This is a genomic window from Bradyrhizobium sp. SK17 (genome assembly GCF_002831585.1).
GTDB lineage: Bacteria > Pseudomonadota > Alphaproteobacteria > Rhizobiales > Xanthobacteraceae > Bradyrhizobium.
Genome location: NZ_CP025113.1, coordinates 3035350 through 3049483 on the forward strand (window position 1 = coordinate 3035350; position 14134 = coordinate 3049483).

A 14134-nucleotide genomic window follows, 5' to 3' on the forward strand; every position below is an offset into this window, starting at 1 on the left:
CAGTGAATCGACAAGAACAGTGCGTGCATCCGACGGCAAGTCGATCAGCGTGTATCGCTGGCAGGCGGCGTCGCCGGTCCGGGGCATCGTGCAGATCGCGCACGGCATGGGCGAACACGCTCTCAGATATCGTCCGGTCGCGCAAGCGCTGGCGGGCCATGGCTTCACCGTCTACGCCAACGATCATCGCGGCCACGGCAAATCGGCCTCCGAAGCCGGCGAGCTCGGCGACTTCGGTTCGCAAGGTTTTCCCGGCGTGGTCGACGATATGGTGCAAGTCACCAGGACGGCGCGCGAGGAGGAAGGGACAAAGCCGATGCTGCTGCTCGGGCACAGCATGGGTTCGTTTGCCGCCCAGCTCTACATGCTCGACCACAGCGATCTCGTCGACGGCGTGGCGCTGTCCGGCTCGACCGCGCTCGACCTGCTTGGCGCTGCCGCCTCGACCGGCCGCTGGCGGTTGGAAGATCTCAACGCCGCCTTTGCACCGGCCAGGACACCGTTCGACTGGTTGAGCCGCGACCCGGCCGAGGTCGATGCGTACATCGCCGATCCCCTTTGCGGCTTCAACGTGAACGAAGAATCCTATGAGTCGCTGTTCTCGATCGCATCGCGGCTCGCCGATCCGTCCGAACTCGGGCGTATCCGCAAGCAGTTGCCACTGTTCGTGTTCGCCGGCGACTGCGATCCGGTGAATGCCAGTCTGGCGTGGTTACGGCCCTTGATCGACCGATACCGTGAAGCGGGCCTGAAAGACGTCTCCTGGCATATTTTCGGCGGCGCGCGTCACGAGGTGCTGAACGAGACCAACCGATCCGAAGTCTTCGCGGTTTTGCAAGCCTGGATCGACCGCGTCGCCGCCTGAGCGCGCGGCGTTTTCGTGCGCCGCTCGCGCTATCCCTCCAGCGCCTGGCGCAACGCGCGTTCATCGAGCCACAGCCGGCCGTGCGGGGCCGAGGTCAGCGCCATCGCGATCGACCCGAACAATTGCGGGCGCAAGGCATAGGCGCGCGCGAAGGCCTGCATCGCTGCATCGGGCTTGCCACTTTCCTGGAGCGCGATCCCGAGATTGAGCGCCGCCTCCGCATAGTCGGGCCTGATCTCGAGCGCCTTGCGATAGGCGTTTTCGGCGCCGTCATGGTCGCGCAGATCCTGCCGCGCCACGCCGAGATCGAACCACACCGAGGCCGGCGCCGCGCTCGCGGTGGCGCGCGCGAGCAGGCTCGCCGCGCCTGCGAGGTCACCATCCTCCCAGGCCATCCGGCCAAGCCGTACATTGGCTTCCTGATGCTCGGGGATGGCCTTCCGGATCGCCTCCCAGGCCTCGCGCGCCTCTGCCTTGCGGCCGGCCAGCTCCAGCGTGCGCGCCTTCTCCACGAAGATGTCGCGTTGCGGCTTCAGCACGATGGCGCGGTCGAGATGTGCCAACGCTGCATCCAATTCGCCGTCTGTGCGGGCGAGACGGGCGGCGAGCAGCCGCGCCGCAGCGTTGTCGGGGCGCTGCGCCAGGCTGGTCTCGATATGCCTGCGCGCTGGCGCGATCTCGCCTTTAGCGAACAGCACCGCGGCCAGCAGATGGCTCAGCATCGGCTCGCCGGGTTGCCGCGCAAGGCCGCGCCTGCAGAGCTCGATTGCCTCGCCGTGCCGGCCGGCGTTGAAGGCCACAGTCGCGCGTCGAACGATATCCTCGGCGTTGTCCTTGCTCATTCCCGCGCGTGACCGTCTTCAGGTTTGCCCGATACGAGGCATGCTATGCGGCGTCAGAGTTGATGGCTAGTCCGTGCGATACCTGTCAACTGCGAGCGCGCGCACAAGCATCATGCCAGCAGGATCTGGCTACTTAACCGGTCTGAAGACGATGCCAGGCGGCACCATTGACTTGTTCGCCGTCGGCCGCTTGGATTGCGGCCTGACCAGATGGCCCGCTGCCCGGAGAAATGAGCGGCACAGCAGGCGAGCGATCTCCCAACGTCCCACTTTCATGTGGATCGGTCATTGCCAGTTGGCCGCTTGATACGATCTGATGAAGCGGCGCAGGACGCCCGAATAGATAGCCCTGTGCTTCGTCGCATCCTTCCGCGCTCAGTAAGGCGAACTGCCCTTCCGTTTCAATCCCTTCCGCCAGAATTGGGATATCAAGGCTCTTGCCGAGCGCCAGAACGGCACGAATGATCGCCTTGGCCTGTGGGCTGCATTCGATCTCCTGCATGAATGAACGATCGAGCTTGATCTTGTTGAACGGAAATGCGCGCAGCGTTTCGAGCGAAGAGTATCCCGTTCCAAAGTCGTCAAGCGCAATGCTGACGCCGAGCGCTCGGATCTGGCGCAAAATGTGCAGCGAACGATCCTTGTCCACGAATATCGTCGATTCGGTCAGTTCAAGCTCGAGCCTTTCAGGCGACAGTCCCGTATCAAGCAGAACCTCGAGAATGAGCTTGGGCAGATCGTGGTGCACCAGCTGAATCGGAGAGAGGTTGACCGCCACCTTGTATTGAGGCTCCCAGACTGCTGCCTTCGCGCAGGCGGTTCGCAGCACCCATTCGCCGATCTGCAGAATGAGACCGTTCTGCTCGGCCAACGGAATGAATTCCGACGGCGGAATAGATCCGCGCTGCGGGTGCTCCCACCGCAGCAACGCCTCGTAGCCGCAAATTTCCCCTGTCGTGACAGACGTCTGCACCTGATAATGAATATCCAGCTGATTGTTCTCAAGTGCATCGCGCAACTCGCCGACCAGATTTCGTCGCGCACGGACCAGGTCACCCATGGATGGGTCGTAGAAGCAGGCGGCTCGCGCAATATCCGATTTGGCGCTGTACATGGCCAAGTCTGCGTTACTGATCAAGGTAGCCTTGTCAGAGCCATTGTCGGGGTAGATCGCGATCCCGAGACTGGCCCCCGGAGCGATCTCAACGTTATCGAGCTGGATCGGTCGAGAGAAGGCGTTTTCGAGCCGTTTAACAAAATCCTCTAGAGCGGTCACATCGCGCAGTCGATGAATGGCCATGAATTCGTCGCCACCGAGCCGCGCGGCAAACTCACCTTCGCGGAGCAGGTTTGCGATGCGTTGCGCAATGACCCTCAATACCTCATCACCCGCTGCATGGCCGCGAAGATCGTTGATCTCTTTGAAGCGATCGAGGTCGATGCCAATCAGGGCGATCCTGGCGCCTGTCCTGCGGGCGAAGTCGAGTTCGTGGTCGAGCCGCGCATTAAAGCTCGCGCGATTCGGCAATCCGGTCAGGGTGTCATTCAGCGCCATGTAGCGGAGCTGCTCGTCGGAAGCGGCGCGCGTGCTATTGTCGATCAGGTAGCTGGCGAGCCCGGCGCCGACAACTACCAGCGCCACGCCGGCGACACAAATGGCCAATGTCCACAACGCCGCTGGATCGGAAAACGAGCCGTCCATGCGCATCGGCAAGACTTGGAACGCCGTCATGCCAGTGAAGTGCAGGCTGGTGATTGCCAACGCTAGGAGGCCGGTGGCGAGATACTTGTCGACTTCAGCGGCGCGGCGCATCGCAAAGTGCAGCGCCAAGCCCGAAAGAACGACTGAGAGCACAATCGAGGCATCCAGGTAGACCATATCCCACGACACGATCCCCTGGACCCGGTAGGCCATCATGCCGACATAGTGCATGGCGGAGATGGTCAGGCCAACAAGGCCACCTCCGATCGCGGGAATGGGCTGCGTTGAGCTGGTCGCCGCCAAGAGGAAGCCGGCGAATGTGCCGGCCATGGCCATCAAGAGCGACAGTATTGTCAGGATCGGATCAAAACCAACGGGCACGCCTGGGTCGAAGGCCAGCATCGCGACGAAATGCGTGCACCAGATCGCCGCCCCCGCGGCGACGGCCGTAAGGAAATGCCAGCCGAGGCGCTGCGCTCCCTGGGTGTTGGATGCTCGGTAGAACAGGCGGATGACCGTCCACGAGCCTCCTGCGCAGATGAGCGCCGCAATCAGCACAAGCCAGATATTGTGTGTGAGGAAAACACAATTGAGTATTGTCATCAAAGTTACCAACCTCTGCGCGGACACATCGAGATTCCCACGCAGGATATGTCCGCGGGGGCGCTCCGACCGACCGTAGCGACGGACTCTTTAATGCTTCCTGCAAGAGCTGCTGGCCCGGGGATCAAATGAATTCATGTCGGTGAAGTCGTTTCATTCCCCAGGGCAGCGGCAGAAGGTTGCCTGCGCAACGACTACAGCTGGCGCCTGTCATTCGAACCGGCCGCGGATCGGTGCTCCAAAGTGGAACCCGCGACTTGGGCGAAGTTCCTCCGAATGATCTTTCGTACCTTAGAAATCCGGCTGTCAAAGTTGGTCGATTTATTCACAGCCATCGAATAATTGCGTCCCGACGGAAGGAATGCCTCCTTCCAGAGAATCAATTCTCCACTCTCCAGATGCGGGCGAACCAGAAACAGCGGAAGAATGGCAACGCCAACCCCCTGCAAGCACATCGCCAGAGCCGCGACGTAGAGTGAGCATCGCACCTGTCGCACGTCGGATGGCTGCTCGAATCCCAGGAGCGGGAGCAAAGCCTCCACGCCCTTTGTCGTAATGAATGTATTGCCGTCGGTCGATTTCGACGAAGTCACCGGCGCGACGATCTCGCTCATCAATTCCTCATACTCGAACAATCGATAGGAATTTCCCGTCGTTATGAAGACGTCGCAATTGATTGGACTCACCACGTCGTCAATCGTTGTATTTGTCGCGACATCGACATCCAAGCCGCTTTCCAGCAGTTCCTTGACTATGCCTGGCATGATCGATGCCGAAATTGACGTGCAGCAGGTTATGCGCAGCTGGTCTAGCCTCTCCCGCGACGCATCATTGATGGAGTGTTTGATGTCCGTAAATGACTCCATCAAACGGTTCCCCAACAGCGCCCCCGTTTCCGTGAACTGAATTCCATCGACGTCGCGTACAAACAGAGTTCGGCCAACTTCTTCACTTACAATCCTGATCTGATGACTGACGGCGCTGGCGGTTATGTTGAGTTCCTCGGCCGCGCGCGAGAATGATTTCAACCGAAAAACGGCTTCGTAAACCTGATAGCGACGCAGGTACATCTCGTCATCCTCATGGACATTTCAGATACGCGAGCCGCCCGACGGGGCGTTTGGCATTATTGTCGCCGGCGCGATGCCTAGCAATTTCGAGCCTGGCTCCGCAGGCAAATCGCAATCCGCATCCGCCAAGGTATACAGGCCGCAGGCGCGACCGGGGCCGTGACGGAAGGTTGGAAACAAGGGAGTCCGCGGCCGGTTCCGCGAAGGTTGACCGATGGAGTATATCCAGCGCCCGTCTGCGTGTTCCCCGATTCGGGGGTGTCCGAACGAATAAACGGGACAAAAAGTTCCTCAACGAATCCCCGCAAACCGTTTCAAGATTCGTACAATCTTGAACCGAAAGCACGGCAAATAAAATTCACACTGATGAAAATAATCTGCGCAGGCGATGTATTGAAGTTGACCAGCTACGCCGACATCAATGGTGGATGAGAACGACGCCGGTAACAAGCGCAGGCCGATATGGCGCGTAGTCGTCTTGATGAGATCGATCGGATGATCGGTGCGAATATTCGACAGCGACGCATTTTAGGCGGTCTGACGCAGGCAGCGCTCGCCGGGTTCATTGGGGTTTCGTTGCTGCAACTGCAAAGATACGAGGATGGGGCCGACGGAATTTCTGCCAGGAAACTCTGTATGATCGCTCGATTATTCGGGCTGCCGATGGACGCCTTTTTCGTGGAGCTCGATACGTAGCATTCGACATGGTTGCACCTTGGCGATCCACTCAGGCGCCCTCTGGCTCGCAGCCGTTGAACCTGAGTCAATCAAACTAGAGTTGCTCGTTAGTGAGGTTACGATTCGTCTCCTCGCGCAACGGAGGAGACGGCCGCCGCGCGCATCTGCATGTGCGCTTGGTGATGCGCCAATGTCAGTTGCTGGCTGATATGCGACAGCTCGGTCGCGGCGGCTTCGGCGGCTTCACCGGCGGGCCCGGCGACGCGGGCGAACATCTCGGCCTCATAGGTGCGAACCGCCTCGCGCCAATCCAGCGTTCCAACCAGGTGCCGTGCCAGCTCCGCCGCATCCAGCATCGCCGCGTTGACGCCTTCACCGCCGAACGGCGACATCAGATGCGCGGCATCGCCGAGCAGGGTGATGCCCGGGCGGTTGGTCCAGTGATGGCCGACCGGCAGCGCGTGGATCGGGCGGAGGGCGAATTGGTCGTTGCTGGCGCGGAACAGATCGAGCAGGGCATCGGCCCAGCCGTCGAACTCGCCGAGCAGCGCGCTGCGCATCGCGGATGGCGAGCTGACGTCGAAGCGCCGTTCGGCCCATTCGACCGGCACGCGGAAGATCGCATAGCCGCGCAGATGCGCCCTTCCATTGCGCTGGACGATCAGGTTGCGGCCGGCGCTCTCGGCGCCCATCTTGCCGCGGCCGACCAGCTGCGAGAGGGTAGGGTGCTTCGTATCGACCTCGTCGATGCCGAACTCGATGAAGGTCAGCCCGCTATATTGCGGCTGATAGCGTGACACCAGCGGCCGCACCCGCGACCAAGCGCCGTCGGCCCCGATTACGAGATCGAACGGACCTTCGCGTGCGCCGTCGAAGACGAGATCATAGCCGCCGTCCTCACGCGGCAGGACCTCACCCAAGCCACGGCCCCAGGCGACGGCATCCGGCGGCAGGGACTGCAGCAACAGGTCGCGGAGCGCCGTGCGATCGACTTCGGGACGGTCGCCGGTCATGTCGTCATCCGCGAGCAGCAGCCGGCCATCGCCGGTGTAGAGCCGGCTGCCCTGGTCTTCGTAACGTGCGATGCGCAGGAATCCCTCGGTCAGCCCGGCGCGCGCCAGCGCCAGCTGGCCGCTGTCGGCATGCAGGTCGAGCGTGCCGCCCTGCGGCCGCTCGTCTGCCGAACCTTCCCGCTCGAACAGGCTTGCCTCGATCCCGGCAAGGTGCAGCAGGCGTGCGAGGGTCATGCCGCCTGGGCCGGCGCCGATAATCGCGATGCGAATGGAACTCATGGACACCACGCTGACATCAAGTTACATAGGAGACTATGTAGTATAAATAGGGACCTATGTAAATGGAGAGATTGTGACCGATTGGGACCTGTTCGATCGTCCCGCACCGCTGGTCAACATGGCCTCGCGCGGCTTCTTGCGGCTCGGCGAGCGGCGGGTGAAGCCGCTCGGTTTCAGCATCGGGCAATTGCCGGTGCTGTATCTGCTGCGTGATGGCAAGGCGATGTCACAGCGCGATCTCGCTCGCGCCGCGAAGGTCGAGCAGCCATCGATGGCGCAAATCCTGGTGCGGATGGAGCGCGACGGCCTCATACAGCGCACGCCGATGCCGGGCGACGGCCGCAGCCAGTTGGTCTCGCTGACCAAGGCGGCGAGGGCGAGATTGCCGGCCGCGCGCAAGGCGCTCCATCGCAGCCAGGACCAGGCGCTGGCCGGCTTCAGCGCGGCCGAGGCGGCGACGTTGCTCGATCTGCTGCGGCGGCTGAACCGCAACCTCGACCGGATGGTGGCGGAAGAGGTCGAGAGCGGGGAAGCCGTCGACGCGTAGAAATCGGACATGCAGGCGCGCAACGAAAAGGCCGGGAGCGATCCGGCCCTTATTAATCGCCATCGCAGCAAGCACTTTCGTCATTCCGGGGCGCGCAAGGCGCGAGCCCGGAATCCATTTCGACGCGTGTGATGCGGATCAATGGATTCCGGGTCTGCGCCTGGCGGCGCATCCCGGAATGACGAGGTAGATCAAGCCCGATCTTACTCCGCCGCTTCCGTCGCCTTCAGCGTCGGATAGTCGGTGTAGCCCTTGGCGCCGCCGCCGTAGAAGGTCGCCTTGTCCCACTCGTTGAGCGGGGCGCCGGCCTTGAGCCGCTCGGCCAGGTCGGGGTTGGAGATGAACGGCTTGCCGAACGCGATCAGGTCGGCCGCACCTGCCTCCAGCACCTTCTCCGCCAGCGCGACGTCGTAGCCGTTGTTGGCGACATAGGCCTGCTTGAAGCGCTTGCGCAGCGAGGCGTAGTCGAACGGCGCGTTGTCGCGCGGGCCGCCGGTCGCGCCCTCGATGACGTGGATATAGGTCAACTTCAGCGCATTGAGCTGGTCGACGATGTAGTCGAACAGCGGTTGCGGATTGGCGTCGGAGACGTCGTTGGCCGGCGTCACCGGCGAGATGCGGATGCCGGTGCGCTCGCCGCCGGCCTCGGTGGTGACCGCCTTGGAGACTTCCAGCATCAGCTTGGCGCGGTTCTCGATTCCGCCGCCATAGGCGTCGGTGCGCTTGTTGCTGCTGTCCCTGGCGAACTGGTCGAGCAGATAGCCGTTGGCGCCGTGGATCTCGACGCCGTCGAAGCCGGCCGCCAGCGCATTCGCGGTCGCCCGCTTGAAGTCCTCGATGATGCCGGGGATCTCCGACAATTCGAGCGCGCGCGGCTCGGAGACGTCGGCGAAGGTGCCGTTGACGAAGGTCTTGGTCTTGGCGCGGATCGCGCTCGGCGCCACCGGTGCGCCGCCGTTCGGCTGCAACGAGGTGTGCGAGATGCGGCCGACATGCCAGAGCTGGATGAAGATGCGGCCGCCGCGCTCATGCACGCGATCGGTGACCTTGCGCCAGGCCGCGACCTGCTCCTTCGAATAGATGCCGGGCGTGTCCTGGTAGCCCTGGCCCTGCTGCGAGACCTGACTGGCTTCGGTGATCAGAAGGCCGGCCGAGGCGCGCTGGCCATAATAGTCCACCGCGAGCGGGCTCGGCACCATGCCGGGCGGCACCGCGCGGTTGCGCGTCAGCGGCGCCATGACGAGGCGGTTCGGCAGCGTCAGCGCGCCAAGCTTGAAGGGCTCGAAGAGTTTGGTCGGTTGGCTCATGGGCAAATGTTCCGGATGTGATGGATGCAGGAGACTTGTGCATTGTCGCGGTCAGCGCAATGGCCTGTCCATGCGCGGTTTGCAGGCTAGCTGCGCACGATTCCGCCCATGTGGCCGGCATCGAGGAACAGGGTGTGCGCGTTCACGTAGGAGGATTCATTCGAAATCAGGAACAGCGCGGCATAGGCGACCTCCCAGCCGGTGCCCTGGCGGCCGAAAGGCACTGTCAGGGCGCGATCCGATCGCCGGCGGCTGGCATCGCGGCCCATCGGCGTGTCCATGAAGCCGGGCGCGATCACGTTGCAGCGAATGCCCTTGTCCTCGCCGGCCCGCGCGATCGCCCGGCCCAGTGCGATCTGCGCCGCCTTGGAGGATTCATAGGCGGGATTGCGGCCGCCGGCGCGCTGGCTCGCCATCGACGAGATCAGGATGATCGCGCCGCCCGGCGCCATCAGATCCAGCGCCTTCTGCGCGAACAACATGTGGCTGCGCACGTTGACGGCATAGTCGCGGTCCCAGGCTTCCGCCGTCATCTTGGGCAGCGACAGGCCGGAGGAAATCCCGACATTCAGCGCCAGCCCGTCAAGCCCGCCGAGCTGTTTGGCGCAGCGTTCGACCGCGGGCGCGATCGCCGCGATGTCGGATACATCGACCACGTCGGTGAAGGCCTTGCCGCCTTCGCCGGTGATCTGCGCAACGGTGTTGTCGGCGGCTTCCTTGTTGACGTCGAGGCAGGCGAGCGCGGCGCCCTCGCGCGCGAACAGCACGCTCATGGCGCGGCCGTTGCCGATCGGCGGCTCCGCGTCGACGGTGGTGCGCTGTCCCGCGCCAACCACGATGATGCGCCGCCCGGCGAGGCGGCCATGGTTTTTGGCAAGCCCGAGCGCTTCGGCATGCAGCGAGGCGGAGGGATCGATGGCTTTCGGTGCGTGGGTTGTGGTCGACATGAGCGTGCTCCCTGACGTCTTGTTGTTGTCAGGGAGCAGTAGCATGCCGGCGCGCGAGAGGCGACGTGACCGCTTGACCTTCGGCGAAGACGAAAATCCCGCGGCGGGGAATATGACGTCAGCTGACGCCGAGGAAGTCGCGCTTGCCGACCTCGACGCCGTTGTGGCGCAGGATGCCGTGCGCGGTCACGGCGTGGAAATAGAAGTTCGGAAACGAGAACGCGCTGAGGAATTGCTGACCCTTCAACGTCATGGTGCGCTCGGCGCCGATCGGGAAGGTGACGTCCTTGGCGTCGGCGCCGTCGAACTGCGCCGGCTTGAACGACTTCACATAGTCGATCGTCTTGGCCAGCCGCTGCTTCAGTTCGGCGAAGCTCTTCTCGGTGTCGGGCGTCGAGGGCACGTCGCTGTGCGTCAGCCGCGCGCAGCCCCTCGAAGCGTGATCGCAAACCAGTTGAATCTGCTTGGTCAGCGGCAGCATGTCCGGATAGAGCCGCGATTCCAGCAGCACCTCGGGGGCGATTTTCTTGGCCTCGCAATGCGCCTCGGCCTTGGTCAATTCGCCGGTGAGGCTGTTGAGGATCTGAAGATAAGCGGGGACGACGGCGTCATAAAAGGACATGTGATGCTCCCTGGGTCTGATGAAAATCCGGATGTGACCGAACGGCGATGCTGCAAGTGGGGCCGCGGTTGGAAGAATACAACTGCGGACCGCGGTAACAGTCGGTCAAATATTCTTTGTTTTTCCCGTCATCCTGAGGAGCGCGAAGCGCGTCTCGAAGGATGCACGGCCCCAGTCGGGCCGTCGACCCTTCGAAGCTCGCTGCGCTCGCACCTCAGGGTGACGGGGAAAGAGAGGGCGTAGCCCGGCGGTAGCGCAGCGCAATCCGGGGAGCCATGTTGTTTGTCCTCCCAGATCTTACTTCGCTTCATTCGGGCTACGGAATGTGAGCCGCGAGGCTACCGCATCCCCGGCACCGCGGCGTCCGCGGCCGGTTGGGCACGACCGCTGCCGCGCATCCGCGCCAGCAGCTCCGCGGTCGGCCAGGAATCCGCCGGCAGGCCGTACTTCATCTGCATCGCCTTCACCGCGCTGCGGCTCGCCTGGCCGAGCACGCCGTCGATCTTGCCGACATCGTAGCCCGCGCGCGCCAGCAGCGATTGCAGCTCCTTGATCTCGTTGAACGGCAGTTGCGCGACCGGGGCGTGCGGCCGTTGCATCGGCGGCGCGCCCGCGATGCGGCTGGCGAGATAACCCGCGGTGGTCGAATAGATCAGCGAGTTGTTCCACTCGGTATAGGCGGCGAAATTCGGGTAGGCGAGGAACGCCGGACCCAGCCGGCCCATCGGCAGCAGCAGCGAGGCCGGCAGTTCGTCGTTCGGCAACGCCTTGCCGTCGGTCGAGGTGACGCCGAGCGCGACCCATTTCGAGCGCGGCAGCTTGATCGTGAGGTCGGCCTGGTCCCACGGAAAACTCGTCGCCTGCGGCACGCGCACTTCCTGAAGCCACGGCTCGCCGCGCCGCCACTTCAGCCCGTTGGCTATGTAGTTCGCGGTCGAGCCGATCACGTCGGGGCCGCTGGCGAGCAGATTGCGATGGCCGTCGCCGTCATAGTCGACCGCATAGTTGAAATAATGCGTCGGCAAAAATTGCGTCTGGCCGAGCTCGCCGGCCCAGGAGCCGATCATCTCGTCGGGCGAGAGATCGCCGCGCTCGATGATCTTCAGTGCCGCGATGGTCTCGCCCTGGAACATCTCGGAGCGGCGGCAGTCATAGGCCAGCGACACCAGCGACCTCAGCGTCGGCAGATTGCCCATCTGGGCACCGAAATCGCTCTCCAGTCCCCAGAACGCGGCGATCACCGCCGGCGGCACGCCATATTCCTTCTCGGCGCGTGCGAACGCGGCCGCATAGGTCCGGATGTGCTGCTGGCCCTGCTGCATGCGATAGCTTGCGGCCATGCGGCCGGCGAACTGGGTGAAGATCTGCCCGAACACGCGCTGGCCGCGGTCGCGGTTGACGATGCCCTGGTCGTAGACCAAATAGGGCGCGGCCTCCGCGATGGTTGCCTGTGAGACGCCGGCGGCCACCGCCTTCTGCTTCAGCTCGGCGAGGAAGCGATCGAAGCTCTGGCCGTTGTGGCAGGACGCCGCCCTCGGCGTCGCCACTGCGGCCGGGCGCGCCCTGGCCGGGGCCGGCGCAGCGGGATTGGGCAGTAGCTGCTGCGCCAGGGCGGTCGTCGAGAGCGCCAGCGCCGCCGCCAACACAGCGATCACGATCGGGACGCGGGGGGAAGATGCTGGCATCGATATCACCGGCTTGAATAGGGGGATAAGACCTCCTGCATACACCAGGGCGATACCGGGCAACAACGGGGGCATCGCCGTTAGACCAATTGGGCTTCGGCAGAGTGAGTCGTCGCCGCTATGATCAACAAGTGATTCGCGGGCAGGGGTGTCGGCGGATCGATCACGCCCGGAGGGACCCATATGGAGTTTTCTCGAGCGTCTCTTGGATTCGTCGACGCTTTCGCCGCACGGCATCTGCCTGTTGTGGGAGCCGGAGCTGATCTGGCTCCACGTGATTTCAGACGCCATCATTGCCGCTTCGTACTTCTCGATCCCGTTTGCGCTGGCGATCCTCGTCTCCAAGCGGCGCGATTTCCAGTTCGGCTGGATGGCCTGGCCGTTTGCCGCCTTCATCCTCGCCTGCGGGCTGACCCATGTGTTCTCGATCTACACGCTGTGGGTTCCGATCTACGGCCTCGAGGGCCTGGTCAAGGCGTTGACCGCAATCGCCTCGATCTTCACCGCGGTGCTGCTGTGGCCGCTGATCCCGCGCATCCTCGCGATCCCGACCGAGGCGCAGCTGCACGAGGCGCATGTCGCGCTTGCCGAGGAGGGGCGGCAGCGCCAGCGCTCCGAGGTCCTGCTGGAGCGGTTCCGCGAGGCCGAGGTCAATGAGAGCAAGATCCGCCAGGCGCAGAAGATGGAAGCGGTCGGCCAGCTCACCGGCGGCATTGCGCATGACTTCAACAACATCCTCACCGTCATCACCGGCACCATCGACATCCTGTCGGATGCGGTCACCCATAACCGGCAGCTCACCGAGATCACCGGCCTGATCCGCGATGCCGCCGACCGCGGCGCATCGCTGACCCGGCATCTGCTCGCCTTCGCGCGCAAGCAGCCGTTGCAGCCGAGCGACGTCGACGTCAACGCGCTGATGGTCGACACCATCGAGCTGCTGCGGCCGACGATCGGCGATCACGTCGACATCGAATTCCGCCCGGTGCCCGATCTGCCGCGCGCGTTGGTCGATGCCAACCAGCTCGTCACCGCGATCATCAACCTCGCGCTCAACGCGCGCGACGCGATGCCGAAGGGCGGCCGGCTCACGATCGAAGCCCGCGCCGCCGAGCTGAAGCCGTCCGACGTGCAGGGCCATGACGGGCTTGCCGCCGGCGAGTATGTCGCGATCATGCTGGCCGACAATGGCCAGGGCATCGCCGAGTCCGATCTCGCCAAGGTGTTCGAGCCGTTCTTCACCACCAAGGACGTCGGCAAGGGCACCGGCCTCGGGCTCAGCATGGTCTACGGTTTCGTCAAGCAGTCCAACGGCCATATCGTGCTGGAGAGCGAGGTCGGCCGCGGCACCAGGGTCATGCTCTATCTGCCGCGCGCGGCGGCAGTCGCTCCGGTCGTAGTGCCCGAGCGGCGACATCCGGAGGTCCGCGGCGCGCAGGAAGTGGTGCTGGTCGTCGAGGACGACAAGCTGGTGCGCACCTATGTGCTCGCCCAGATCGACAGCCTCGGCTACACGACGCTGTCGGCCAACAACGGTGCGGAGGCGCTGGCCGTGCTCGACAGCGGCGCCCCGGTCGATCTGCTGTTCACCGACGTCATCATGCCCGGCGCCATGAATGGGCGCGATCTTGCCGCCGAAGCGCAGCAGCGGCGGCCCGGTTTGCGGGTACTGTTCACGTCGGGCTACACCGAGAATGCGATCGACCAGGACGGCAAGCTCGAGCAGGGCATCCTGTTCCTGGCCAAGCCCTACAGCCGCGCCGAGCTCGCGCGCCTGCTGCGGGTCGCGCTGCGCGACGAGGAGACGGTGATCGCGCAGCAGGAGCCGGCGGAGTAGGCGCGACCTGGAAGACGGATTCGTAGCCCGCATGAGCGACGCGACGTGCGGGGCAGTCTCCCCGCATGTCGCTGCGCTCCATCCGGCCTACGGATCGCCGCACATGACCAATCGTTAATCCGCGCCGCGTCGCTGCG

The 14134-nt window shown here is 63.8% G+C and carries 12 protein-coding genes; 4 read left to right on the forward strand and 8 right to left on the reverse strand.

From position 1 onward, the window contains the following. The first annotated feature begins 19 nt into the window (after positions 1-19). Positions 20-865 carry an alpha/beta hydrolase gene (locus tag CWS35_RS14125; protein WP_210202791.1) on the forward strand — a complete coding sequence of 282 codons (846 nt, stop codon included), beginning with the start codon at positions 20-22 and terminating at the stop codon, positions 863-865. 29 nt (positions 866-894) lie between these two features. Here CWS35_RS14125 and CWS35_RS14130 read toward each other — a convergent pair whose 3' ends face one another. From CWS35_RS14130 to CWS35_RS14140, 3 genes are all read right to left on the reverse strand, one after another. Continuing rightward, on the reverse strand, positions 895-1707 hold the full coding sequence (locus CWS35_RS14130; protein WP_100952248.1) for a tetratricopeptide repeat protein: 813 nt from the start codon (positions 1705-1707) through the stop codon (positions 895-897). Between the two features lie 133 nt (positions 1708-1840). Beyond that, positions 1841-4012 carry a bifunctional diguanylate cyclase/phosphodiesterase gene (locus CWS35_RS14135; protein WP_100952249.1) on the reverse strand — a complete coding sequence of 724 codons (2172 nt, stop codon included), beginning with the start codon at positions 4010-4012 and terminating at the stop codon, positions 1841-1843. Positions 4013-4206: 194 nt separating this feature from the next. Next, positions 4207-5082 (reverse strand): LysR family transcriptional regulator, encoded by an 876-nt coding sequence (locus tag CWS35_RS14140; RefSeq protein ID WP_024580407.1) that lies wholly within the window; start codon positions 5080-5082, stop codon positions 4207-4209. Between the two features lie 462 nt (positions 5083-5544). On the opposite strand from CWS35_RS14140, the gene CWS35_RS14145 reads away from it, so the two are divergent. Next, on the forward strand, positions 5545-5778 hold the full coding sequence (locus CWS35_RS14145; RefSeq protein WP_024580408.1) for a helix-turn-helix domain-containing protein: 234 nt from the start codon (positions 5545-5547) through the stop codon (positions 5776-5778). A gap of 98 nt (positions 5779-5876) precedes the next feature. Here CWS35_RS14145 and CWS35_RS14150 read toward each other — a convergent pair whose 3' ends face one another. Next, positions 5877-7052, reverse strand: a complete 1176-nt coding sequence (locus tag CWS35_RS14150; protein WP_100952250.1) for an NAD(P)/FAD-dependent oxidoreductase — start codon at positions 7050-7052, stop codon at positions 5877-5879. A 73-nt stretch (positions 7053-7125) separates the two neighbouring features. On the opposite strand from CWS35_RS14150, the gene CWS35_RS14155 reads away from it, so the two are divergent. After that, positions 7126-7599 carry a MarR family winged helix-turn-helix transcriptional regulator gene (locus CWS35_RS14155; protein WP_100952251.1) on the forward strand — a complete coding sequence of 158 codons (474 nt, stop codon included), beginning with the start codon at positions 7126-7128 and terminating at the stop codon, positions 7597-7599. A gap of 203 nt (positions 7600-7802) precedes the next feature. Here CWS35_RS14155 and CWS35_RS14160 read toward each other — a convergent pair whose 3' ends face one another. The 4 genes from CWS35_RS14160 to CWS35_RS14175 all read right to left on the reverse strand — a co-directional run bounded on the left by CWS35_RS14160 (position 7803) and on the right by CWS35_RS14175 (position 12160). Further along, a complete protein-coding gene (locus tag CWS35_RS14160) occupies positions 7803-8906 on the reverse strand; it encodes an alkene reductase (RefSeq protein WP_100952252.1) in 1104 nt (367 codons plus the stop codon). A gap of 86 nt (positions 8907-8992) precedes the next feature. Beyond that, positions 8993-9853: an SDR family NAD(P)-dependent oxidoreductase gene (locus CWS35_RS14165; protein WP_024580412.1), complete on the reverse strand. Its 861-nt coding sequence runs from the start codon at positions 9851-9853 to the stop codon at positions 8993-8995. 118 nt (positions 9854-9971) lie between these two features. Next, complete coding sequence (locus tag CWS35_RS14170; protein WP_024580413.1) at positions 9972-10475, reverse strand: DUF1993 family protein; 504 nt, start codon at positions 10473-10475, stop codon at positions 9972-9974. Positions 10476-10813: 338 nt separating this feature from the next. Continuing rightward, positions 10814-12160, reverse strand: coding sequence for a lytic murein transglycosylase (locus CWS35_RS14175; protein WP_100952253.1), 1347 nt, complete (start codon positions 12158-12160; stop codon positions 10814-10816). Positions 12161-12365: 205 nt separating this feature from the next. On the opposite strand from CWS35_RS14175, the gene CWS35_RS14180 reads away from it, so the two are divergent. After that, complete coding sequence (locus CWS35_RS14180) at positions 12366-13997, forward strand: ATP-binding protein (protein WP_100952254.1); 1632 nt, start codon at positions 12366-12368, stop codon at positions 13995-13997. Positions 13998-14134 lie beyond the last annotated feature (137 nt).